The following is a 21,224-nucleotide window of genomic DNA, read 5'->3' on the forward strand; positions in this document are numbered from 1 at the left end:
ACGGGGAGGAGGCTCACTGGCGCGGCATGATCCCTGCTGGACTTCACGGCGGGTGATGCTGGTGCTACTGCCGCGCGCCATGGCGCGAGGCTCTCAAAACCCCCCGGCGCCCGGTCAGGCCTCCCCGCCTGCCGCGCTCCCCCCTCCGTCCACCGAGGGCTGGACCACTCGCCTGGGCGAGGCGTGTCTGCTCGGTCTCGGCGTCGCCTCGCTGGCTGCCGTCCCCACGGGCTTGCGCACTGCTGGCTCAGGAGGGGCGTTTCTCGAGGGGATCCTCGTGGGTGCTGCCGCGCTCCTGCCGCTCATCACCCTGGCGCTCGCGCTGGCGCGCGCGGCTGGGCGGGGGTTCCGCGGGATCGTGGGACAGGGCTCGGCGCGGCTCTCGGTGCTGCGGATTGCGCTCTGGATCGGTGTGGCGATGCCGCTGCTGGCGGGGCTCGCCGCGCTCCTGAAGGCGGTCACCAACCACCGGGGGCTCGCCGGAGCGACGTTCGGGGTCTTCGGGTTGCTGGTGGTCGCGGCCGCGGCGCTGGTCGCGCACCGCCTCGTGGTGCTGGGGGAGCGCCTGGCTGCGCGAGGAACCCACCCCTGGCTCCTCTCGGCTGCGGGGACGGCCATCGGGGTCGTGCCGCTGCTGATCGTCGCATCGCCGCTGGCGAGTGGAGGCGGCGAGGGGAGCGCTCAGGCCATCCGCGCCGCCCTCGTGGATGGGGCCATCGCGCTCGTGGCGACGGCGCTCGTGGCGAGCCTCGCCCTCAACGCAGGGACGCGGCGGGCTGCGCGTCTCGCTGGCGTTCCAGCGGCAGCGCTCGTGCTGATCTCGGCCGCGGCGCGCCTGGAGTCGTCGCCACCGCTCGGGCGCGCGGTGCGGGCAGGTGGCGGTCTGGCGGCCACGTTGCTCGGCGCGCTGGAGCGCTGGACCGATCGTGACGGGGACGGTGAAGGGGCGCATTTCGGGGGCCACGACTGCGATGAGGGAGACTCGAGCCGACACCCGAGCGCCCTCGAGATCCCGGGAGATGGGATCGATCAGGACTGCGATGGGATCGATCCGGAGCACGAAGCGCCGCTCCGCCTCGCCGCCGTCACGCCGACCGCCGCAGCGACCGCGGTGCTCGACGGGGTCCCTGCGCTGACGAAGGGACCCGGCGCGGCGTCGCCGTCCGGAGGGGCGGGGACGGCCGGGGATCGACCCGACATCGTTCTAGTCACGCTGGATACGGTCCGCGCGGACCACACGTCGGCTTACGGCTACGAGCGCGATACGACACCCCGGCTCAAGGAACTCGCCTCGCGGGGCGTTCTGTTCGAGCGCGCTTATGCGCCGGGGAGTGACACGCAGCGGGCCATCGCACCGCTGGTGATGGGCCGGCGTCTGAGCAGCGTCGCCCGTGACCGGCGGGAGTGGCCCACGCTGTTTGCGGAGAATGATTCGGTGGCGGAGCGGCTGAAGCGCGCCGGTTACGTCACCGGGGCCGTCAGCTCGTTCACCTGGATCAGCGAGGAGCGCGGTTTCGCTCAGGGCTTCGATCGTTTCGAGGAAGCCTTCCGCGACGCGCACCCCGAGCGCGAGGTCACGGGGCAGCACGCAGTGCGACGGGCGACGCACATCCTCGAGGCGTTCGCGAAGCGCACCGAGCCACTCTTCCTCTGGGTCCACCTCTTCGACGCCCACGATCGCTACGTGGAGCACCGGGGCATTCGCTTCGGCAAGGGGCCAGCCGCCACCTACGATGGCGAGATTGCTTATGTAGATCAGCAGGTAGGCGCGCTGGTCGAGGCCATCACGACCGGGCCTCGGGCGCGGAAGACCGCCATCATCGTGCACGGGTCGCACGGAGAGGCGCTGGGGGAACACGATGTGTCAGGGCATGGTGTGGAGGTCTACGAGGAGGCCATCCGGGTTCCTCTCGTGATCGTCCTGCCCCCTGGTCATGCCAGAACGGCTCCTGCAGCGGCCGAAGGGGACACCGGTGCGAGCGCGGGGGGTCAACGCTACAAGACCCCGGTGAGCACGGTGGACATCGCTCCGACGATCCTGGAGATCGCGGCTGCGCAGGCGGAGGCGAAGGGCATCGAGGGGAGCTCTCTGCTCGCCGTGGCTCAGGGGGACCTGTCCGTTCAGCGGAGCCCCGTCTACGTGCGCGGAGGCCGTCGGGGTGCCCTGATTGATTGGCCCCTCAAGCTGGTGGTGGTGGAGCGCAAAAAGCGGAATCGTCACCTGCTCTTCGACCTGGACACGGACCCGGGCGAGCAACGCGATCTGTCGTCGGCGCGCGGGGAGGACCGGGAACGGATGGTGACGGCGTGGGAAGAGGCGGAGGCGAAAGCGAGCGCCGGCGCCCCCGCCCGCTGACCCGCGATGGTGTGACGTCCTGAGGGGCGTCATCCCGCGACGAGGCCTCAGCTCCACGACGGTTCCCTTTCTGGACGGCATGCCCTCGGTTGGCATTGGCGCTACGCCGCTACGGCGCTTTGCCGATTGACGCGAGGCGGCAGCAGGAGGGCGTGCGTCAAGGTCGTCCTCGGGGTTCGCGTCCACGAAAGAAGTCACGCGTCGCAGGCGTGCGGTATGCGCTCGAGGCGCAAGCATTTCTCCGCTCATCGACGTACACTGATGTGGGAACGTTATGCTGAATCTTGGCCCGGCTGGTGAGAGGCGCTCACGATCGCGGTCGATGTCCACCCGGGTCGCCTTGGCGGTCGGATTCACGCTCGGCGCAGCCACGCTCGCCACGTTCGTTTACCGCTCCGGGCTCTCCGGCGACCTGCCCTCGCTCGACCTTGCCAAGGGGGCCATCAAGGGCGCAGCGCCAGACAAGTTGCGCTTCCAGTGGCAGCTCAAGCGAGACCGGCACTGGCAGATCATCGGCTCACCTTCCGAGAGCCGCGAGACGACGGATCAGCTCGAGAACAACCGGGGGGCATGCCAGAGCGGTATGGTCGAAGTGAAGGGGCAGATGAAGATCGATGCCTCTCCCAACGCTCAATACGACGGCAGCTCGATCGAGGAGCTGCAGAAGACGACCTGCAAGCGCTGGATCAACCGCGAGTACCCCGAGCGGTGCGGCGAGTTCGATCGCGAGAAGTGGCTCAAGGTTTCCCAGAACCTGCCCACGCGGCAGATGAGCTACTGCATCGATCGCTTCGAGTACCCGAACCAGAAGGGGGAGCACCCGTGGATCATGGTGTCCTGGTACGAGGCGAAGGATCTCTGCGCGGAGGAAGGCAAGCGTCTGTGCACCGAGTCCGAGTGGACGTTCGCCTGCGAAGGGGAAGAGGCGATGCCCTACCCCTACGGCTACGTGCGTGAACCCGAGGCGTGCATCGTCGATCAGAAGTGGCGCGCCTTCCACGAGAGCGCCTTCCAATCGCGCAGCGCTCTCCCGGCCATGGCGGAGGTGGATCGGCTCTGGCAAGGGCTCCCCTCGGGCGCTCAGCCGCGCTGCCGCAGTCCTTTCGGCGTCTACGACATGACCGGCAACGTCGATGAATGGACGCGGTCATCGAGAGACGGTGAGCGGCCCTCCATCCTCAAGGGAGGCTACTGGGGTCCGGTGCGCACGCGATGTCGCCCAGCAACGCGGTCTCACGACGAGAACCACACATTCTACCAGCAAGGCTTCCGCTGCTGCGCCGATCCGGGCGCACCGGCCGTGCAACGTGCATCGACCTGGCAGGATCCTGCTTCTGCGCCTCTCCCTCGTGAGTTGAAGTAGACGAGGCGTGTGCTCCCCGCCATCCCGAGTCATGTAGGGCGCCTGGCCATCATCGCTCGGTGGAAACCCGTCCATGCGGGGCATGCCGCCGTGCTCGGGTCGCTCGTGGAGCGTGCGGATGAGGTGTTGATCGGGATCGGTAGTTCCAACCGCTACAATGCGCGGAACCCCTTCACCTCGAGCGAGAGCGCCACCATGATCCAGCTGGTGCTGCGAGGGCACTGCAACTACCGCGTCATCGACGTCCCCGACCTCGATGATGGTCCTCGCTGGCGCCAGATGGTCAAGGAGATGCTCGGTGCCATCGATCTGTTCGTCACAGCGAATGGCTACGTCCGCAGCCTGCTCATCGAGGATTATCCCATCCTGCACCCTGTGCATCTCGTCCCACCGGAACTTCGCGTTCGCGTCGATGGGACGATGGTCCGGGTGGCGATGGCACGAGGCGATGCGTGGCGCTCGCTGGTGCCTGCCGAGGTGGAGCACTACCTGGAGGAGCACGGGCTCGTCGAGCGTTTGCGGTCCGAGTTCGGAGCCGAGCTCCTGAATGCGAAGGATGCTGGCTCGTGAGCTGATGTGCACACGCCGCTCCGTGGCGGCACGTGAGGAGGAAAGCGATGTACTCTTGGGGTGACGATACGAGCGACTGGGCGAAGCCGGACGCCTATGCGTACTCTCCCGCGGCCAAAAAAGAGCGTGCCGCCGACGCCGCCCGCGCTGACGCCCATGGGCCGCGTACCTACGGGTCACGTCACGCGCCGAACGAACAGCTCGCCACACCTCGAAAACGGGTCACATCCCACTCGAAGACGCCGCTCATCGTTGCGGTCGACGTCACAGGCTCGATGCAGCGCTGGCCAGCCGAGATCTTCGATCGGCTTCCCTTGCTGTACCAGACGCTGTCCCAGTATCGAGACGAGCTGGAGATCTGCTTCGCGGCCATCGGCGATGCGCGCAGCGATCGCTGGCCACTGCAGGTCACTCACTTCGCACGGGGCTTCGATCTGGAGACCCAGCTCGCTGCGCTGTACGGCGAGGGTGGTGGTGGCGACATCCCCGAGGGATATGGCCTCTTCGCCTACTGGGTCAACACGTACGTCCAGGTGCCCAATGCCGAGCGGCCTTTCCTGATCGTTTTCGGGGACGCGCCAATGCACCTCGAGGTCTTCGAGAAGGAAATCGAGCATGTCCTGGGTGAGGGGCCTGCGCAGTCGGTCGATGCGCTCGCTGCCTGGCGTGAGGTCTGCCGCACCTGGAACGCCTGGTTTCTTCGGCGCCCCGGGGGGAAACGGGGAGACGAGATCGATCAGCAATGGGGCAAGGCCATCGGGGCTCAGCAGATCGTGCACATGGATGACGAGCAGCGCGCCGTCGATTACGCGATGGGCCTCATTGCGCGAAGCTGGGGTCACTTCGACGATTTCAAGATCAACATGACGGCCCGGCAAGACGGCATCAAGGTAAGTGAACTCGAGCAGCGTGTGAGCGCGCTGGAGAGCGCAATCGAGGAGGCGCGTGAGCCCCGGGCGCTTCTCTGCCCGCACTGCAATGCTCCATTGCCCGACAGCAAGTCATCACGCCTGACGTGCAGCTTCTGCACTACGACCATCCGCGTACCACTTCGATAATGAGGGACATCCGCGCGATCGTCACGTTGCCTCCTTACGCGCCGTTTGCGGAGGAAGTCGCGCGACACCCTCTGTGCGCTGGCATCCGGCTGAACACCGTCATGCCCATCGCCGGCCCTCCCAGCGGCGTGCTTTCCCGCCTCGCCTCTCTCGAGGTGCCCCTCTGGGTGGACCTCAAAGCGCGACAGCTCCGCGTGGTGCGGGCCGCCATTCCACCCTTCACCGAGGTGCGCGTCAGCCACCCGGTTCGGGTCGATGTCCCAGCCCTGGCCTTCTTCGGGGACGGTCGGGAGCACGCCCGCATCGTCGCCGTCGACGGCGACAGGCTGATCCTGGAGGACGGCCCTCGACGCCTCGTCGGCCCCGGTGAGTCCGTCAATATCGTCGACCCATCCCTCGAAATAGAGGGCACGCTGACCGACTCCGACCGGGCCTACCTCGCTGCCATGCGTGAGCTCGGCCTCCGGGGTGTCATGCTCTCCTTCGTGGAGCGCGATGAGGATGCCGCGGAGGTCGAGGCGGCGCTCCCTGGCGCCGAGGTGATCCTCAAGATCGAATCTCCTCGCGGTGTCGACTTTGCCCGACGCATGGGAGCGCATCATGGGCGAGGGCTCTCGAAGGCAGCTCCAGAAATCGCGCCAGCGAAGGGCTCCGGCTTGGGGAAGGAGCGACAGCGTTCTTCGATTCGTCGGTTGATGGCCGCTCGGGGAGATCTCTACGTGGAGGTGGTCCGACCTCATCGCATCCTCGGCGCTCTCCGTGATGTCCTGGCTGCCGATCCAGAGGCCATCGTGGCGAGTCGGCTTTTCAACTCGCTCTCGCGCGGGCCCGTGCCGGATTGCGCGGACATCAGCGACGCGGCCTTCTTGATGACCCTCGGCTACCGCACCTTCATGCTGGGTGATGATGTCTGCCTCGCACGAGACAGCGTCATCTCCGCGTTGAACCTGCTTGGCGCCATTGCGACAGAACTCCGGTGAGAGTTGGCCTCTGTCAGATCGACACGCGCGTCGGTGATCTCACCGGCAACACCGCACGCATTCTCGCCGCCGTACGCGCCGCGCGTGATGCGGGTGCTCAGCTATGTGTGTTCCCCGAGCTGGTGCTGCCCGGGGTGCCGCCTCGTGATCTGCTGGATGATGAGGACTTCGTAGACGCCGTGGTCGCGGCGACGCACGGGCTCGCCGAGAAGCTTGCGACGTGCCCCCCCGTCCTGGTGGGGACCGTGGTGCGGGTGGCCTCCACCCAGGCGGCTTCTCGACATGCATGCACGGGGGGCCGGTCTGTCGATGGGAGTTCGACCCCCCCAGGTCCCCGGGAGCCAGGCAGCTTCACCCGCTTGCGCTACGGTGGCCCTCCGCTACTCCACAATGCGCTCGCCCTGCTCGAGGCAGGCAAGATCGCGGGTTACTTCGGCAAGCGCTTGTTGCCCGGGTACGACGTCTTCCATGAGCCTCGCTGGTTCGCGCCGGCTCCCCCCTCTTCCCCTGCACATGTCGATGGCGTTCCGATAGGGCCGCTCCTCTGCGAGGATCTCTGGTCGGAGAACTATCCCGACGACCCAGGCCTGGATCTCCGGCAGCAGGGGGCTCGTCTCCTCGTCTGCGCGTCAGCCTCGCCCTACCGCCCCGCGGCTCTGTCGGCACGTCTCCACCATGCTCGACGCGCGCAACGGGCACACCCGGATGTCGGTCCGGCCGCGGTGGTCTACGTCAACGCTGTCGGGGCGCAGGATGAGCTGATCTTCGACGGTCGCAGCTTCGTGCTCGACGAGGACGGGCGCTGCATCTCCATGCTCGCCGCGTTCGAGGAGCGCGTCGAAGTCATCGACTTGAAAGCCGCACCCGAAGAGGTGCGCTTGCCCCCGGCCCCCCCGCGAGAAGCCGAGCTGCGAGCAGCCCTCGTTCTGGGAATTCGCGACTTCGCTCGCAAGAACCGCGTACACCGCGTCTATGTCGGTCTCTCGGGGGGCATCGATTCAGCGCTCGTCGCGTGCCTCGCAACCGAAGCGCTGGGAGCTTCTGCGGTGACGGCGGTCGCTCTCCCGTCGCGCCACACCGATCCACGGTCGACGGAAGCTGCCCGCAGGCTCGCCACCAACCTGGGCGTGAGCTTCGAGGTCACGCCCATCGAGACCCTCCACGCTGCCGCCGAGACCGCGCTCAGCCCACTCCTCCAGAGGGCGCCATCAACCGATACCACGCTGGAGAATGTGCAAGCGCGGCTTCGAGCCATGGTGCTGATGGCCTATGTCAATCGAAGAGGGGGGATGCTGCTCAACAGCAGCAACAAGACCGAACTCGCGCTCGGCTATGGAACGCTCTATGGGGACATGGCAGGGACGCTGTGCGTCATCGGGGATCTCACCAAGCTCGACGTCTATTCCGTGGCTCGCCATTTCGACGACGGTCGAGGGCTCATCCCGAGGTTCATTCTGGAGCGCCCGCCCACAGCCGAGCTGCGAGAGCATCAGGTAGATCCATTCGACTACTCACGGGTCGCGCCGGCAGTGGAGTCCATCCTTCAGACAAGACCCCGAGCGGGCGACGAGCACGAGGAGGAGGAACAAAGGCTTGCGCAACAGGTTCGTCTTGCGGAGCACAAGCGCTGGCAGACAGGCATCATCCTCAAGGTGAGCGATCGCGCCATTGGAACTGGCAGGATGATCCCTGTGACACGGGGGTAATTCGCTTGGCTGGCCGAGAGCGCCGCACAGGAGGCTCGGCTCGTCAGGCCAGTTGAATGAGGTCGGCTCTCGAGAAAATGACGACTGGCGATGACGTCGTCACATCGCCCAGACCTCGCGTTACCACAAAAAGCAGATCCCTCTCCCTGAATGGCATCAAGGAGAGGGCTCTGGAGGGCTCTGTCACCCCGTGACGGGGGGGCGTGTCAGAGCTCAGGGCGAGTAGTCACGCATCTGCTTCCGGATCTTGCCGAGTGCTTGCTCCTGAAGCTGCCGGATGCGCTCTCTCGAGAGGTTGTACTTGTCGCCAATCTCCTTCAGCGTCAGCTCATCTTCGTCATCCAGCCCAAAGCGCCACCGAATGATCCGGGACTCGATTGGCGTCAGCGTCGTCAGCAATCGACGAACCTCGTCGCTCCACTTTCGGTTGGCGAGGTGATCGAAGGGAGAGAGGGCATTCTCTTCCTGGAGGAAGTCGATGAACTTCCTTCCATCCTCGTCACCGACGGGCCGATCGAGCGAGAAGGGGGTCTCAGCGTAGAAGTCTTTGACCTTGTCGAGCTTCTCCCGAGGAATCCCCGTCTCTCGTTCGAGTTCCTCGATCGTCGGCTCTTTCCCTGTCCTCGCGATGATGGCCTGAGTCGCCCGCGCGACACGATTATAAGTGTCGAGCATGTGGACAGGAATACGCACAGCGCGCCCCTTATCGGCAAGCGCACGGCTGATCGCATGCCTGATCCACCAGGAGGCGTACGTGGAGAAGCGGAATCCGCGGTTGTGATCGAACCGCTCGACCGCCTTCATGAGGCCGATATTTCCCTCCTGGATCAGGTCAATGAGCGGCAGTCTCCCGCGGTTGTACCGGCGAGCAATCGAGACGACGAGGCGTAGATTCGCTTTGACGAATTTGTTCTTCGCCGAATGCTGCGCTTGAAACGTTCGTTCGATGAGATCGAGGTAGGCCTGGTATTCCGGGCTGCTCTCCAGCCGAGGCCGCACCACACGAGCTTCCTCGGGGTCGCTCACATCGTCATCGAAGTCGAACTCGCGGACGAGATCACGAGCTGTCGTGAAGGCGCCCGCCATCCACAGGCGGTCTGAGTCGGGGAGTCGAATGACGCCGGCAAGCTCTTCGGTCAGCTCAGTCCATGCCCGAGCTTGCTCCGCGATCAGCTTGCCGCCCTTCTGCTTGTGCGCCAGCTTGACGAGCTTGAGAAGCTCGGCAATCTGAGGGGCTTTGATCTCATCCTCGCCAGCCTTGGCGACATCTCTAGCGATATCTTCCAGGATGTACTCGGCCGCAGGGAGATGAGAGAGAAGCGCTACCCAGTGGTCGATCTCCGTCCGCTCCACTCCACGCGCAGCGTCGAGCTCCTCGTCCGGTCCCATGACAGGGTGCAACGCCATGTCACGGAAGTACCGCGCGAGCATGGAATCGCCGCCGCCATCCTCCACATCTCTCAGTTCACGTTCGAGTCGCCCCCCTCGCTCTGGCGCCTGCGCACGATCCAGGGGACCGATATCGAGGTCGAGAAACTCTGCCGCCGGCTCTTCATCGATGAACTCGGCAGAACGCGCTCGGATAGAGGTCTCTTCGGCCTGATCATCTTCCAGCAAGTTCATCGTGCCGAGCCCCTTTGCAGTCCCATGAGCCGGCACAAAAGAGTCCCCCTTCGCTGCGGTACTGTTCATCTTCCTCATGGCGGCTCCTTCGGTGCTAGCGGCTCCCGGCACGCGTGAGACCGGACGTCGGGACGCAACCGCCGGTCCAGCACCGTGCTTCGATGCCACACGCCGCGGTGAAGTCCTCTGAGAGGGTTTCGTGCTGATACGTGATGCTTCTGGACGGCGGGCTGTCGACGTGCTCATCTTATCCTTCGGTGCGACCTTCAGTTCCCATCGGCTACAATATGGAACTGGATGGCCGCAGCATGTTTGGTCCCGGTCTCGAATTCCTCACTGCAATAAGTGGAACAGGCAGCTTGCCTGCGACGATGCAGCCTGATCCCTGCTGCTGTCATTCCCAACAGATGGCCAGTACCAACCGTAACTGCTCGAACGCTATTTTGATTCCCGCCGATACGTTCTAGCCCCACACAGTTCGCAGAGACCTTCGGTCCGGCAAGAACCATGGTCTCTTCTGTGCAAAAAAGATGCCATCGTTACCTTGTGTTTCCTTTAAGCCATGTAGGTTAAAGTACACAGGGTCCCGCCAGCGTTATTACGCGACGACTCGGCTCGTCCCCTTACAGGGGTTCGAAACGCTCAACCGGTCGAGTCGGTCAGGAGAAGAGCAGCCAACGGGAGTCGACCGTTGGCCATCCCAGCGCTTTGCTCTGCTTTGGCCCGCCGAAGCATGTTTGGGGAATTTGCGGTCAGTTCCTGAAGTTTGTCGGAGCAACCGTCGACGCACAAGCGACCAAGCGCGCTAACCAGCGAGGACTAGGTCGAACTGGCGCTCAATCCAGCCCGACAAGCGCTGCTCGATGGCGCTCACCTGTCGTCTGTACCCTGCTGCTTTCGCGGGAGCTGGACGGGGGTAAGCTGACGCCGTTTCGTCAGGCCAGGACGATGACTCTTCCCTCGACGGAGGGGAGTGTTCGATCCACTCTTGAACTGACAGCTCCGCCCTCCCCCTTCCTTCGCCCACATCAGGGCGCAAAAGTTCCACGGGGAGTGAGATGCAGGGTGCGGAATTAGCGCATGCCAGGTGAGTAATTAGTACTCACCACTCCGACATTTATGTCAGAGCCTAAAGGCGTTCGCTGGTCTCAGAAGTCTGCCAGAAAACGAGGATCGTTCTCGAACATGGTTCGAATGTTCGGGATGCCGTAGCGAAGCATCGCCACCCGTTCGATCCCCATGCCGAACGCAAATCCCGAGTACTTCTCGCCATCCAGTCCACACTGGCGGAAAACTTCCGGGTGAATCATCCCGCATCCCAGGATCTCGATCCAGCCGGTGTACTTACAAACTCGGCACCCCGCAGAGGTACCGTCGGATTTGAGACAGAACACACATCCGACATCGGCCTCGGCGCCAGGCTCGACGAACGGAAAATAGCTGGGCCGGAATCGGATGCGCGCCTTCGGGCCGTAGAGCCTCTCTGCGAAGGCAGTCAGCACACCCTTGAGTTCGGCCATGCTCACCCGCTCATCGATGAGGAACCCCTCGATCTGATGGAACATGGGTGAGTGGGTAATGTCGTCATCCCGCCGATAGACCCGCCCCGCGCTCACCACGGCGAGCGGCAGCTTGACGTCGGGCCGCGTCATCTCCCGGACCTGGACGTTGCTCGTATGAGTGCGCAGGAGGGTTCCTGCGCGGACCCAGAAGCTGTCCTGCATGTCCGTGGCTGGATGGTCGGGCGGAAAGGCGAGCTTGGTGAAGTTGTTCTCTTCCAGCTCGATGTCGCGCCCGTCGACGGCTGCAAACCCGAGGTCCCGGAAGATCCCAATCAGTTCGTCGGTGACCTGCGTGATGGGATGAAGGTGCCCCCGTCCTCCGCTGAGACGACCGGGCAATGTCAGATCAAATGGTCTCTGGCGCAGTTCTTCCTCTCTCCGAGCGCGCGCCAGCCTTGTCAGCCGCTCGGAAAAGGTGGCCTCGATTTCCTCTCGGAGGAGATTTACCTGAGCGCCAACCGCAGCCCGTTCTTTCGGTGGGACCTGCCGCATCATCGCCATGATGCTGGCCAGTTCGCCCTTCTTTCCGAGAATCTTCGCGTGCTCTTCGCGGAGCACGACATCATTCTCGGAAGCCGCAAACACTTCGCGGACTCGACCCCGCAGCTTTGCAAGAGCTGCCTCGAGCGCGCTCACGGGGTCGATCGAATCGCTCAATGTAGTACCGAGTGCTTCAGGAGCGCGGAGCTGCAGCAGCCTGAGTTACGAGCGTGAATGCCTTGGGCTCGTGAATCGCGAGCTCGGACAGGATCTTCCGATCGAGGAGGATGCCTGCATTCTTCAGCCCGTTCACCAGACGCGAGTAGGTCGTACCATTGAGCCGGGCGGCTGCATTGATACGAGCAATCCACAGACGCCGGAAATCGCGCTTCTTCAGCTTACGGCTGATGTAGCCGTACTCCCAAGCGTGGCGCAGGACTTCGACCGCCTGGCGAAAGCGGTTCTTCCGGCCCAGGAAGTACCCTTCGGTCTGGTTCAGGACGCGGTTGCGACGGCGGCGAGCTTTGAACCCTCTTTTTACGCGCGGCATGCTGTTACCTCTCGCTCGCTATCAGCCGTAGGGGAGAAGGAGCTTGACGCGCTTCTCCATCGCCTTGTCCACGGTGTCGTTCTTGCGAAGACGGCGGAGGCGCTTCTTGCTCTTTTCCTGCATGCAGTGGTTGAGACCACCCTTGCTGCGGCGGATACGACCGGAGCCAGTGACCCGGAACCGCTTCGCAGCGGCTCGGTTGGTTTTCATCTTGGGCATCGATGACTCGTCTGTGTGTCTCCGCTCCCCGCGGCCGTCTTGCTCGCCCACCGAGAAGACTGTTACGCGCCGTACTGAGGATGCGGAGCGCCGGTTATGGCGATCCATGCAGTTGTTGTCAAGGCTGGGCCGAAGAGAACCATCAGGAGTTCCCTTGGCTTGACCAACTTCGAGAGGGGCGACTGGCGACCTCGGGAGAGCAATCCCCGATACCGGCTCCTGCCGGCGGGGCTCCGTCAGCCGCTGTTCGCCCATTATGAACCGTTCGCCGCCCTCAGCCGACAGCACAGCTGGATGCGACCCGACAAGCAGGCCGCCTCTCAGGAACTGTCATGCGTGCGGCTCGTTTCGAGGGGCCCTGGTTCGACCCCTACCGATCAGGTACGGCCGTAGACGCGGTTCCGGCGCCCACGATTCTTGGCCTTGAACTTCGCGCGATTGCGGTTGGACTTGGAGCGCGTCGTCTTACGAGGGCCTTTGGACAGCATTAGAAACATGGTGGCTCCTTGCGATGTGATAGCCTCCGGGCGTGCCGCAGGCTACGAGGAGAGGCGCTCTCTACGGCATCTGCATCGGGAGCGCAACCAAGATGCTCCCTCCTCGATGGCCACGGTCTCGCGGGACCTCCTCCAGCGTCCGGTGCGTCGACCTTGGATGCAAGTTGCACCACAGGTCGAAGGAGCCCGTGTGACGGTCTGGACCAGGCTGGGCAGTGGGCTGCTCGCGCTTCTCACCACCGGCGGATGCGGTGCCAGCCTGAACGCCGTTTACGAAGGCGACGTGCGATTCGAGCACTGCATGGCGTTGGACTCGATGGCAGACGTGAAGCCCACGATTCGGCGCGCTTGCTGGGAAGAATGGTCCACCTACTACACGTTTGGTCAGACTCGCGATCGCGTCGAGTATGCGGCCATTCGGCAGCGGCAGCTGGTTCGGGCGAGCAACTTCGATGAGGAAGAGTGGACCCCCCCTGAGGCGACACAGCCGATACAGCGGGTGAACCCCTGAAGCGCGTCATCGAGGTCACCAGGCCAGTGACGACGCCACGGGTGCTCGGGATACGGCTCGTGAGCCGTTGAGGCGCGTCGTCAGGCGCAGCGCAGGTTGTTGCTCAGCTCGCTGGCATCCATCTCACGCGAACAGCCAGGCAGTATATGCCCCCTATCACCGGACTCCCCTGGTGAGCCGGAGTCTCCCTTCGCCAGCTCTTCTGGCATCGTTCGCCGCTCCAGGCTCCTCACAGTCGGACCAGGCAGGCGCAGCTGGGAGCGTCCGACGGGCACTTCATTATCTTGACCGTGGCTCAGGCTTCAGTCTATCGGCGACGTCGATGGCATCCGTGTTCGCCAACGCAGACGCTGATCCACACTCACAGGAACGCGAACGGGTCTCGCCGCCAGGAGATGGCTCATCGATGGTGCGCGTACTCTACCCCCGCCGCGCTGCCCCCGCCTCTGCGATACGCCCCACCCGGGCCGAGATCAACCTGGCGAGCCTGCGACACAACCTGAACGTTCTCTCACGGAGCATTCAGGCGAGCCAACCTCGAACCAGCCATCCGCAAATCTGGGGGGTGCTCAAGGCCGACGCTTACGGGCACGGTGCGCCAGCGGTCGCGCGCACCTTGGAGCGAGCAGGGATCACCGGCCTGTGCGTGGCGCTCCTGGAAGAGGCCGTCGAGCTGCGCGAAGCTGGAATTCGGATCCCCATCCTCGTCATGGGCGGGTACTACGGCTTGCGAAATGATGGGATGGAGGAGCTCATCGCGCGGAACCTCACGCCAGTCATCTACAGCGCCGCTCAGGTCGAAAAACTGGCTGCGATAGCGAGCTACAGAGGATCCAAGGGGGTCGATGTCCACCTGAAGGCCGATACCGGCATGGGCCGCCTCGGCGTCGACTCCTCCGAGTTCCAGGACGTACTCGACGCAATCGCTCGGACTCCGATGATTCGTCTGCAGGGCTTGATGACCCACCTGGCCTGCGCAGACGCAGACGATCTGCATGCAACGAACGAACAGCTCTCTCGGTTCATGGAAATAGAGCGTCGCGTTCGGGCCGCAGGCCTCACCCCCACGCTGCGCCACGCCGCCAACAGCGCCGCGCTGTTCCGGCTCCCGGCGTCCAGGCTGGACATGGTTCGACCAGGCATCGCCCTTTTCGGGCTGGAACCACGCGTCGGCCTCGCCCCCGAACTGCGCCCCGTGATGAGCGTACGAAGTGAGATCGTCGCCATTCGCAAGATCGAAGAGGGGCATTGCGTTGGCTATGGATACACGTGGAAGGCGACTCGACCGAGCATGGTGGCCACCGTGCCAATGGGTTACGCCGACGGCTTGAGTCGCAATCTGTCCAATCGCGGCAGCGTCCTCGTTCACGGCAAGCGGGCCGCGATCGCGGGAACCATTTCAATGGACTTGACCGTGATCGACGTCACCGACGTCCCTTGCGCAAAGATTGGTGATGAGGTCGTGTTTCTTGGCTCGCAGGAAGGCTCTTTGGGGCAAGCGAGCATCACGGCCGTTGAAATGGCCGACCTCTCGGGCACCATCTCCTGGGAAGTGCTGACGAGCATCTCGAGGCGCGTACCACGCTTTTACCGAGAGCCATGAGCCGAGAACGACGTCTCTTGCTCTGGTGCCCTCCCGGCATCTCTGTACATCATTCATTCAGATAGTGCCTCACGGCTTCTGGACTCTGAAGCGAGTCTGGCCTCTCTGACTCTGCGCATGGGACACGAGACCTGATCTGGCGCGCGGAACGGCCTCACGAGGGGGCCGAGGCCCTTTGAGATTCCCGGACTCGGCTTGTCAGGAAGCTCGCTTCGAAGGCGTCATCAATGAGCGGCGAGATGACGATTTCGTGCTTGGGGCAAAATGACCCACCGCGTTTCGTCTTGCCGCACTGCGCAATCCGACGCCTCACGGGTCGAGCCGAATCCAACAACAGCTCCGTCACCCCTCCAGAAACCCCTTGGTTCTCCGAGGTTTTGCACGCTGCCCTGCTGCGCCCTCAGGGCGTGTCGCCGCATCACGACGGCTCGAAGACATCGAAGTACGGTTTCCTGCTCGACAGGTTCGTCGACACAGAGCTTGCTTCCGCTTCGCTCGTCACCGAGTTAGATTCGAACTTCTCTCGGTGGATGCGGGAGCCTCTCCGTGCCTGCCGACCATCCTCCAACGTACCTTCACACCGGCGGGGCCGGCAGAGGTGAACCCGAATGAAAACCGTAAGAAATAAGCTCGCTCTTCTCGTTCCCGCCCTCACCGCTCTGCTGCTCGCAGTGACGAACCTATGGGCGCTCGACCCGGGGGCTGACGGCTATTACAAGACGGGTGAAGGGATCCGCGAGAAAAGCATCGCCTTCATCAGCGTCAATGTTTACCGAATCAGCCACCACATCAAGGAGCTGCCCTCGGCGAAGTCGAAGCAGGCTCTCATCGATGCCGACGTGGACAAGAAGTTCGTGCTGACGTTGATGCGCGACGTCGATCGCGAGAAAATGCAGAATGCCCTCAAAGACTCTCTCGCGCTGAACGGCTATACGAACAAGGCCAATATCGACAAGTTCCTCGGAGCAATGACCAACGAGCTCAAGGAAAAGTCGCACGTCACCTTCAGCTACAGCGCAGAGAAGAAAGCGACGACCATCAAAGTCGATGGCGGTGGGACCGCGACCGTCGCTGGCGTCGACTTCATGAAGGGCATCTGGAGCATCTGGTTCGGGAAGATCGACCAGCCGAAGCTGACCGAGCAGCTCATGAGCAAGCTCCCCTGAACCTGGCCTCTCTGCGCCAGCGTTCCGCCTCCCCCGTCGACACCACGCCACCTGGCACTTCCTCCCCTCCTCCTCCCCGGTGAGGGCAGCTACGTCTGCAGCCGCAGACCGTTCTCCATCACAGGCGGTGCAGCTCGTCCCTTCCTCCGCACTCCTGCGTCTCCTACCATGCTGCCGCATGCGGAGGCTCTCTCCCCGCCTGCGCTTCCCCACGGAAGCTCTCCTGGCCGTAGCAGCCATGCTGGCGACCCCCACCGGCTGCTCCAGCAACCTGGAGCACCAGCCGGTCGCGTCGGTGCCTACGTCCGTCCCGGAAGGGCGGGTCACCGAGTCGACAACTCCCCTTCCGGGGCCGCTGAAGGACCCAAAGGATGAGCCCCAGCGCGACCCTGCGGTGGACCCAGCCATCGCCGGGACCGAGCCGCCTTGCGACGACGGACTCACCTGCGCCAAGCTCGGCAGGCAGCACGAACTCGGTGACGGTCTTCCCCCAGATACAGCCGCTGCGCTCAGGTACTACCTCAAAGCATGTGACTTCGGTGAGCGCACGGGCTGCAACAACTTCGGGTACATGACCCTCAACGGCGTGGGAACTGCTCCCGATGCTCGACGAGGGCTGGCCTATCTCGAGAAAGCCTGTGACCTCGGCAGTGGCGCAGCCTGCCATAACATTGGATACGCGTATGAGAACGCGCAGGGGGTCGCACGGGATCTCGACGTCGCAGCAGACATGTTCCGGCGCGCTTGCGTTCTGGAACAGGCAAGCGGGTGCCGAGCACTGGGACTCTGTTACCACTATGGTCTCGGTGTTGCTCCAGACCGGCAGAAAGCGCGCGTGTATCTGCGCAGAGGGTGTGAAGGGGGCGATGCCGTCGCGTGCGACACGCTGGAGGAGATCGGGCCACTACCTGCTCCGTGATGCCTCTCTCCCAGCAGCTACTGCTCACTTCAATGGCAAGTATGGGGCTCGAGAACTCGAGCATCCCCGCAATCACCTCCTGCTACCTCCCTCGAACAGGACGAAGAATGCCGTCGTTCGATCCCGAGCCCAGGCCGTCTGGGAAAGCAGAGCTGCCGGAGTCTCGCAAGACGTCACGCATGTCGATGCTGCTTTCGTCCGCCGCTTCCCTGCAGATGCTCGCCGTCGCCAGCGTCTCGCGCTGTAACGTCCATGAAACAGCGGCGTCTCGAGCGCGCTGTCCACAAGTGAGTCCCGCGCTATCGGCCGTGGCGAAAACGTGAGGCGACAAAGACCGTTTCGCACACCTTCCTCGCCTCTCCTCTCACGCAGGCCATAGCACGGACGAGCAACCGCGACCCGTGCGGATTGCGCCCACTTCGAAGCGCTGACGAGCCGGCACGACGGTCGCTGGAGACCGGGGCGGGTGACGCACGCTCCCGTTGCACGCTGCGATGTATCCCCTGAGCACAGCCTGTGCGGCGAATGTCACCGTTCTTCACATCCGCCCTAGCCATTGCATAGACAATTTCCATCCACGTCGGCGTACTCTATGACAGAAACACAATCCATCATTCCGAGACATATACATGATGAATCACCAACATAATGCTCGAACCCGACTGACATTCGGACCCTCGGCACACCTCTGGCTATGAATCCCTGCGACCCATTCAAACGATTGAATATGGGCAACGCAACTCGACAAGGAGATAGCCATTGATGAATAGCGTCATGAAGCGTGCGCTCCTCGCCATCGCAACCGTAACCGCGCTGTGTGGCGCCCCTGAGGCGGCTCAAGCCACCCAGACGGAATGTCTCGGCGACCCGGCCGTGTGCTTCTGCAACGCGGACAGCCTGTACTACTCCGTATCGAACACCGTGAACAACGTGGCGCTGCTCTCCGTTCTGGAGACCCTCATCGTCGATCACGTGTACCTGGTGAACGTCGAGGAGGCACTCAACGGCGATATCATCGACATCCTCAACTTCTATCAGACCGACATTCTCCACAACCTCAATGTCCTCGCTCTCCAGCACGTGCTCTCACAGCTCGTCGTCGTCGCCGCGGGCGACGACCTGGTCTCACTGGAAGGGTTCCTGAATGCCAACACGATCGGCATTCACGACATCATATCGGTCGATCTGCTCAGCGGGAACCAGATCGTCATCTTCCACCAGTAGTCGGTCTGGTGTGCTCGTCCCTGGCCGGGCATACCGCGTGTACGTGTGAGTTTGCTTCGACCTATGAACACTTGGCTTCGGGGGGGCTTTCAGGCCCGCATAACAGAAGAGGAGAGAGCCATGAAGAGCATTATCAAGCAGGGGTTCATTGCACTCAGCGCGGCCAGCATGATGCTCAGCGCTTCCGCCGTGGCGCAGGCGAATGACTGCTGCGCAATGGAACTCGAGGCTTCTTCCTCGTGGAGCTGTGGCTGCAACTCGAGCAGCGTCTACTACGCGCTGGAGCACATGTCGTTCGAGCTCTCGCTGCTCGAGCTGCTCGAGTGGGTCAACATCGAGGACGTTTATCTCGTGAACATCGAGAAGGCGCTCAATGGCGACATCATCGACATCCTCAACTTCTATCAGACGTCGCTCCTGCAGAACGTGAACGTGCTCGCCCTGCAGCACGTCCTCTCGAACCTCATCACCGTCGCCGCCGGCGACGACCTGATCGAGCTCTCGCACTTCCTCAACGCCAACTGGATCGACGTGTCCGACATCGTGGCGGTGGACGTCCTCTCCGACAATCAGGTCGTGTTCTTCTACTGGTGACCAGGCGACCTTAGGGCGCCCACGACGGGACCGGGGTGTGGCTCAGCCGCCGTGCAATGGACGGCGGGGGCTTGGCCCCGGTCCCTCGTGGGTCGCGCACGTAGCGAATTCGAGAGCAAGGAACGGCCGTCGATCCCACCTATGACACAATCGTCTTTCTCACCTGCCTTCGAGGGCGATGACAACCCGGGCGGGTCCGAGAGTCACGATGCGCTATCACGCCGCGCCTGGGGCAATGGCGTGTCGCTCCGCCCCTCTCCGTGCCGCGCCGGCTTCACCGTGGGCGGGAGGTATCGACTGCAGAGCCTTCTCGGGAGTGGCTCCATGGGCGAGGTCTGGCGAGCCCTCGACCTGCTGCTCGGGACCGAGGTGGCCATCAAACTGCTCCTCCCCGTCGCCATGGATCAATTCCCCAGGGCGCGCGAGCGCTTCCGGCAGGAGGCCCAGATCGCGTTCCGACTCGGGAAGATGACGCCCCACGTGGTGATGACCCACGATGCGGGTGATGATCCCGAGGCTGGCTCGTACCTCGTCATGGAGCGCGTGCAAGGCCTCACGCTGCGCGAAGAGATGCTGCGACGGGGACCGCTGCCCGTCGAGTTCGTCGCGGAGCTGATGGATCAGGTCGCCGAGGCACTCAAGATTGCCCACGGCCGAGGGATTCTTCACCGAGATCTGAAGCCATCCAACCTGCTGCTCATGGATACCGAAGATGGGCGGCTCCACGTCAAAGTCGCCGATTTCGGGCTGGCGAAGGCGGCTCCAGGACTCACACAGCTCGATCGGCCACGCAGCACCTGCGAAGGCACCGTGCTGGGGACGCTGTCCTACATGAGCCCGGAGCAAGCACAAGCGCTGCCCGTGGACCACCGCACCGACCTCTGGGCGCTCGGAATCATCGCCTACGAAGCATTGCTGGGTCAGGCACCGTTCAGGGCGTCGAGCTGGGGACAGGTGTTGAGACAGCTCTTGATGGAGCGCCCCGCACCTCTATCCGAGCAGCGCCCGGACCTGCCGGCTGCCCTCGATGAGTGGTTCTACCGTGCGCTCGCCAAAGAGCCTGCGGATCGCTTCAACAGCGCCGAGGAGATGGCCATTGCATTCAGGCTCGCCCTTCAAGGTGACAGAGGCCGGCTGCGCCCGGTTTTCCGGAGAAAGGTCAGGGCAAGGAGCCGGGGTCGAGCGCCGCGCGGAATCATCGCTGGGACGGTGGCGCTCGCTCTGGCTGCCCTTGGTATGACCCTGCCATGGTGGCCCAAGCAGCAAGCCGACGCCGCCGACAGGACGGCTCTGACGATGCGTGGCAGAGCGGTCGAGCTCCTGGGGGGACCGGAGATGGAGGAAGAGCCACGCACAGAGGTGGACGCCATCGACGAGGACCACGAGCCGGAGCAACCCACGGTCGAAGCCACACGCCGTCAGGGGAAGCCCGCTCCAGTCTCCTCGGAGAGGGTAGGGAGTGAGAGGGCTCGACACCACGCCGCGCCAGGGATTCAGCCAGCGGCCGCCCCCGCTTCGAGCGCCGCGTCACGGCCAAGCGCCGGGCCAGGGGTCACCGAGAAAGAGCCCCCACGCCGGAAGAGCGAGATCTTCTGACGCTCAGTCGTGCTCGGTGGGGTGCGCCTCATGCGCCGGCTCGACCAGCTCCACGAGTACGCCCCCGGTCGCCTTGGGGTGCAGAAAAGCGACCTTGTGGCCACGGGCTCCGATGCGAGGCGTCTCGTCGATGAGAGGAATGTTCAGCGCCTTGAGCGCGGCGAGTGCGCCCTCGATCCCCTCGATCTCGATGGCGATGTGGTGCAGCCCGGGTCCACGCTTCTCCAGGAATTTCTGGAGACCTTCATTCCCCTTCGGCGAGATCAACTCCAGACATGTTTCCCCGAGCGGCAGCAGCGCGGCTTCGGTGCGCTGCGAGGCAACGACCTCGCGGTCCGTGGCCTCGATGCCCAGGATCTGCCGGTAGCGTGCGAGGGCCTCGTCGACATCCGTCACGGCCACGGCCACGTGGTCGATCTTTTTGATCTTCAGCATCAACTTGACCTTACCGGGTGGATTCAGGACGCCGCTTCAGCAGCGTTCCCCCGATCTCTACCATCTTCTCTTCGAGTACGCCGACAGACTCGGTTGCTCCGCAAGGTGGCCAGACGGGCTCCGCCCTCCACGCGGAAGCTGCAAGGCCGCCTTCACCTGACGAAACACGCCATGCTAGATCGCTCTTCGCTGAGATGGTTGCGATCACGCGA

18 protein-coding genes are annotated in these 21,224 nt (G+C 63.7%); 13 read left to right on the top strand and 5 right to left on the bottom strand.

Going from position 1 to position 21,224, the window contains the following annotated elements:
* Positions 1-55: 55 nt before the first annotated feature.
* The 6 genes from CMC5_RS36720 to nadE all read left to right on the top strand — a co-directional run bounded on the left by CMC5_RS36720 (position 56) and on the right by nadE (position 8,033).
* Complete coding sequence (locus tag CMC5_RS36720; RefSeq protein ID WP_245678057.1) at positions 56-2,356, top strand: sulfatase-like hydrolase/transferase; 2,301 nt, start codon at positions 56-58, stop codon at positions 2,354-2,356.
* 322 nt (positions 2,357-2,678) lie between these two features.
* Positions 2,679-3,719, top strand: coding sequence for a formylglycine-generating enzyme family protein (locus CMC5_RS36725; RefSeq protein WP_050434760.1), 1,041 nt, complete (start codon positions 2,679-2,681; stop codon positions 3,717-3,719).
* A 9-nt stretch (positions 3,720-3,728) separates the two neighbouring features.
* Entirely contained in the window at positions 3,729-4,289 is a 561-nt protein-coding gene (locus tag CMC5_RS36730; protein WP_156339134.1) for a nucleotidyl transferase family protein, read from the top strand.
* Between the two features lie 47 nt (positions 4,290-4,336).
* Positions 4,337-5,347 (top strand): hypothetical protein, encoded by a 1,011-nt coding sequence (locus tag CMC5_RS36735; RefSeq protein ID WP_050434762.1) that lies wholly within the window; start codon positions 4,337-4,339, stop codon positions 5,345-5,347.
* Positions 5,347-6,327 carry a pyruvate kinase gene (locus CMC5_RS36740; protein WP_050434763.1) on the top strand — a complete coding sequence of 327 codons (981 nt, stop codon included), beginning with the start codon at positions 5,347-5,349 and terminating at the stop codon, positions 6,325-6,327. Before CMC5_RS36735 ends, CMC5_RS36740 begins: the two co-directional genes overlap by 1 nt.
* A complete protein-coding gene (nadE, locus tag CMC5_RS36745; protein WP_050434764.1) occupies positions 6,324-8,033 on the top strand; it encodes an NAD(+) synthase in 1,710 nt (569 codons plus the stop codon). Before CMC5_RS36740 ends, nadE begins: the two co-directional genes overlap by 4 nt.
* A gap of 213 nt (positions 8,034-8,246) precedes the next feature.
* Here nadE and CMC5_RS36750 read toward each other — a convergent pair whose 3' ends face one another.
* The 4 genes from CMC5_RS36750 to rpmI form a co-directional block, all read right to left on the bottom strand.
* Positions 8,247-9,734 (bottom strand): sigma-70 family RNA polymerase sigma factor, encoded by a 1,488-nt coding sequence (locus tag CMC5_RS36750; protein ID WP_169796769.1) that lies wholly within the window; start codon positions 9,732-9,734, stop codon positions 8,247-8,249.
* A gap of 1,070 nt (positions 9,735-10,804) precedes the next feature.
* Complete coding sequence (gene pheS, locus CMC5_RS36755) at positions 10,805-11,854, bottom strand: phenylalanine--tRNA ligase subunit alpha (protein ID WP_218920150.1); 1,050 nt, start codon at positions 11,852-11,854, stop codon at positions 10,805-10,807.
* A gap of 37 nt (positions 11,855-11,891) precedes the next feature.
* Positions 11,892-12,248, bottom strand: a complete 357-nt coding sequence (gene rplT / locus CMC5_RS36760) for a 50S ribosomal protein L20 (RefSeq protein ID WP_050434766.1) — start codon at positions 12,246-12,248, stop codon at positions 11,892-11,894.
* A 21-nt stretch (positions 12,249-12,269) separates the two neighbouring features.
* Complete coding sequence (gene rpmI / locus CMC5_RS36765) at positions 12,270-12,467, bottom strand: 50S ribosomal protein L35 (protein WP_050434767.1); 198 nt, start codon at positions 12,465-12,467, stop codon at positions 12,270-12,272.
* A gap of 687 nt (positions 12,468-13,154) precedes the next feature.
* On the opposite strand from rpmI, the gene CMC5_RS36770 reads away from it, so the two are divergent.
* The 7 genes from CMC5_RS36770 to CMC5_RS36800 all read left to right on the top strand — a co-directional run bounded on the left by CMC5_RS36770 (position 13,155) and on the right by CMC5_RS36800 (position 20,577).
* Positions 13,155-13,475, top strand: a complete 321-nt coding sequence (locus CMC5_RS36770; RefSeq protein ID WP_245678059.1) for a hypothetical protein — start codon at positions 13,155-13,157, stop codon at positions 13,473-13,475.
* Positions 13,476-13,881: 406 nt separating this feature from the next.
* On the top strand, positions 13,882-15,078 hold the full coding sequence (gene alr, locus CMC5_RS36775; RefSeq protein ID WP_063796417.1) for an alanine racemase: 1,197 nt from the start codon (positions 13,882-13,884) through the stop codon (positions 15,076-15,078).
* 608 nt (positions 15,079-15,686) lie between these two features.
* Complete coding sequence (locus CMC5_RS36780; RefSeq protein WP_050434768.1) at positions 15,687-16,244, top strand: chalcone isomerase family protein; 558 nt, start codon at positions 15,687-15,689, stop codon at positions 16,242-16,244.
* Between the two features lie 178 nt (positions 16,245-16,422).
* A complete protein-coding gene (locus CMC5_RS36785) occupies positions 16,423-17,163 on the top strand; it encodes a tetratricopeptide repeat protein (protein WP_082363136.1) in 741 nt (246 codons plus the stop codon).
* A 774-nt stretch (positions 17,164-17,937) separates the two neighbouring features.
* Positions 17,938-18,387, top strand: coding sequence for a hypothetical protein (locus tag CMC5_RS36790; RefSeq protein ID WP_050434770.1), 450 nt, complete (start codon positions 17,938-17,940; stop codon positions 18,385-18,387).
* A gap of 120 nt (positions 18,388-18,507) precedes the next feature.
* Positions 18,508-18,981 (top strand): hypothetical protein, encoded by a 474-nt coding sequence (locus CMC5_RS36795; RefSeq protein WP_050434771.1) that lies wholly within the window; start codon positions 18,508-18,510, stop codon positions 18,979-18,981.
* A gap of 141 nt (positions 18,982-19,122) precedes the next feature.
* Positions 19,123-20,577 (top strand): serine/threonine-protein kinase, encoded by a 1,455-nt coding sequence (locus CMC5_RS36800; RefSeq protein ID WP_082363137.1) that lies wholly within the window; start codon positions 19,123-19,125, stop codon positions 20,575-20,577.
* A gap of 3 nt (positions 20,578-20,580) precedes the next feature.
* Here CMC5_RS36800 and mce read toward each other — a convergent pair whose 3' ends face one another.
* Positions 20,581-21,012, bottom strand: coding sequence for a methylmalonyl-CoA epimerase (gene mce, locus CMC5_RS36805; protein WP_050434773.1), 432 nt, complete (start codon positions 21,010-21,012; stop codon positions 20,581-20,583).
* Between the last annotated feature and the right edge of the window lie 212 nt (positions 21,013-21,224).

Source organism: Chondromyces crocatus (assembly GCF_001189295.1).
GTDB lineage: Bacteria > Myxococcota_A > Polyangia > Polyangiales > Polyangiaceae > Chondromyces > Chondromyces crocatus.